The sequence below is a fragment of the Nonomuraea sp. NPDC003707 genome (genome assembly GCF_053587055.1).
Genome location: NZ_JBSFNK010000113.1, coordinates 1 through 3341, shown reverse-complemented (window position 1 = coordinate 3341; position 3341 = coordinate 1). Strand labels below are relative to the sequence as shown.

Here is a 3341-nt window from a genome sequence, read left to right as displayed (position 1 = left end):
GGGCTGGTCGACCTGGCCGGACTCACCCGGGGAGAGCGGGTGCTGATCCACTCCGGCGCGGGTGGGGTCGGCATGGCCGCGATCCAGATCGCCCGGCATCTGGGTGCGGAGGTGTTCGCCACCGCTTCGCCTGCCAAGCAGCATGTGCTGCGGGCGTTGGGCGTGCCGGATGATCACATCGCTTCCTCCCGCGATCTGGACTTCGCCGACGCCTTCGCCACGGTGATGGGCGGAGCGGGGATGGATGTGGTGCTCAACTCGCTGGCGGGGCCGTTCACCGACGCCTCCCTCGACCTGCTTGCCGAGGGTGGCCGGTTCATCGAGATGGGCAAGACCGACCGGCGCGATCCGGCCGATGTCGCGGGCACCCATCCGCAGGTGCGGTACCGCAGCTTCGACCTGATGGATGCCGGGCATGAGCGGGTCGGGCAGATGCTGGGCGAGCTGCTGGACCTGTTCGCTTCCCAGGAGTTGGCGGCGTTGCCGGTGCGGTGCTGGCCGGTCCAGCAGGCCCGCCAAGCATTCCGGCACATGGCCCAGGCCCGCCACACCGGCAAGATCATCCTCACCATGCCGCGCAGCCTGGACCCCGACGGCACCGTGCTGATCACGGGTGGCACGGGCGGTCTGGGCGCCATCTTGGCCCGCCACCTCGCCGGGGAGCACCGGGTGGGGCGTCTGCTGTTGGCCTCCCGCCGAGGAGACCAGGCCCCTGACGCCGACCAGCTCCGGGCCGACCTGGAGACGGCGGGTGCGACGGTCGAGATCGCGGCGTGCGATCTGTCGGATCCCGAGCAGGTGGCCGCGCTCCTTGGCCGGGTCCCGGCCGAGCACCCGCTGACGGCGGTCTTCCACACGGCCGGGGTGCTGGATGACGGTGTGGTCACCTCGCTCACCCCCGACAAGATCGACCGAGTACTGCGACCGAAAGCGGACGCCGCCTGGCACCTGCACCAGGCCACCCAGCAACTGGACCTGGCCGCGTTCGTTCTCTACTCTTCCTCGGCTGCCACGCTGGACAGTGCCGGGCAGGGTAACTACTCGGCGGCCAACGCCTTCCTGGATGCGTTGGCGATCCACCGCCACGCCAGCGGCCTACCCGCTCAATCCCTCGCCTGGGGCTTGTGGGCGCCGGAAACGGGTGGCATGACGAACCAGTTGGCGGAACTCGATCTGGAGCGGCTGTCCCGTTCGGGATTCACCGCCATGGGCGCCAACGAGGGCATGCAACTCCTGGACGTCGCTCTGACAATGCCGGAGCCCTTCCTCGTACCTCTGCCCATCAACACTCGCACTCTCAGCAGCCGCCACGACGGCGTCCCGGCGATTCTGCGTGGACTGGCTCGCACGCCCACGCGTCGCACCGCCCGCACCGAGCCTGTCTCCGGCAGCGGGTCGGCGCTGGAACGCCGTCTGACCGGGTTGCCGGCGGCTGAGCAGGAACATGTGCTGGTGTCGCTGGTCTGCGCCGAAGCCGCTGCGGTCCTGGGGCATGCCTCCGGTGAGGCGATCCAAGCGGGACGCCCGTTCAAGGATCTGGGCTTCGACTCCCTGACCTCCGTCGAGTTGCGCAACCGGCTCAGCCGGGCCGCCGGCATGAAACTGCCCGCGACGCTGGTGTTCGACCACCCCACCCCGACTGCGCTGGCAGCGCATCTGCTTCAGCGCGTCACCGGCAACAGCACGGCCGCCGTGGCCGAGCCGGTGCGGGCCGCGTCTGCGTCCGCGGGGATCGGGGAGCCGATCGCGATCGTGGCGATGGGCTGCCGCTATCCGGGCGGGGTGAATTCGCCGGAGGACCTGTGGGAGATGCTCGTGCAGGGCCGTTCGGGCATCTCCTCCTTCCCGGAGGATCGGGGCTGGGATCTGGAGGCGTTGTATGACCCGGACCCGGACCATGTGGGGACCACGTATCTGCGTGAGGGTGGGTTCCTGAAGGACGCCGCCGGGTTCGACGCGGCGTTTTTCGGGATCAGTCCGCGTGAGGCGATCGCGATCGATCCGCAGCAGCGGCTGCTGCTGGAGACGTCGTGGGAGGTTCTGGAACGGGCCGGGATCGACCCGGACGCGCTCCGCGGCACCCCGACCGGCGTCTTCATCGGCGGAACTCAGACGGGTTATGGCTCAGGGCCTGGACCGTACCCCGAGGAGATCGAGGGATACCTGCAGACCGGAAACGCCGGCTCCGTCATGTCGGGGCGGGTGGCCTACAACCTCGGTCTCGAAGGCCCGGCGCTGACGGTGGACACCGCCTGCTCCTCCTCTCTGGTCGCCATCCATCTGGCCTGCGAGTCCCTGCGCCGAGGCGAAAGCACTCTGGCGCTCGCGGGTGGTGTGACGGTCATGGCGACGCCTGAGCTCCTGGTGGACTTCAGCCGTCAGCGTGGTCTGGCGAGAGACGGCCGATGCAAGGCGTTCTCGGATGAGGCCGACGGCACCGTCTTCTCCGAAGGTGTGGGCATCCTGCTGCTGGAGCGGTTGTCGGAGGCGCAGGTCAACGGCCACCGGGTTCTGGGTGTGATCCGCGGATCGGCGGTCAACCAGGACGGTGCCAGCAACGGCCTGTCGGCCCCCAACGGTCCCTCGCAGGAGCGGGTGATCCGCCAGGCGCTGGCCAACGCCGGCCTGGCCCCCGGTGACATCGACGCGGTCGAAGCCCACGGCACCGGCACCAAACTCGGCGACCCCATCGAGGCCCAGGCTCTGCTGGCCACCTACGGGCGCGATCGGGATCCGGCGGAGCCGCTGTGGCTGGGGTCGGTCAAATCCAACTTCGGGCATTCGCAGGCCGCTTCTGGGGTGGCGGGTGTGATCAAGATGGTCATGGCCGCCCGCGAAGCCCTCCTCCCCCAAACCCTGCACATCACCACCCCCACCACCCACGTCGACTGGGAACAAGGCCAGATCCGCCTCCTCCAACACCCCCAAACCTGGCCCACACACACCGACAAACCACGCCGCGCCGCCATCTCCTCCTTCGGCATCAGCGGCACCAACGCCCACCTCATCCTCGAACAAGCCCCCCACCCCACCCCCACCGGCACCGGCCCCAACGCGGGCACCAGCACAATCGCTGACACCGGGATGGCCGCTGAAGCTCCGCAGCCCCTGCCGCTGATCCCGGTAGCCCTATCCGCCCGTGACCAGACCAGCCTGGCCGCACAGGCCGCCCGCCTGGCCGACCACCTCACCACCCACCCCAACCTCCCCCTGCACGACATCGCCCTGTCCACCGCCACCACGCGTGCCCATCTAGAACACCGCGCCGTCATCCTGGCCCGCAACGCCGACGACCTCCACCACGCCCTCGACCACCTCGCCGGCACAAACACCGACGACAG

Annotated in this window: 1 protein-coding gene; it reads left to right on the top strand. The window is 69.5% G+C overall.

The features are described 5' to 3' along the window. Positions 1 to 39 precede the first annotated feature (39 nt). A partial coding sequence (locus ACWDRB_RS67660) for a type I polyketide synthase (RefSeq protein ID WP_449912838.1) occupies positions 40 to 3341 on the top strand: 3302 nt, incomplete at its 3' end.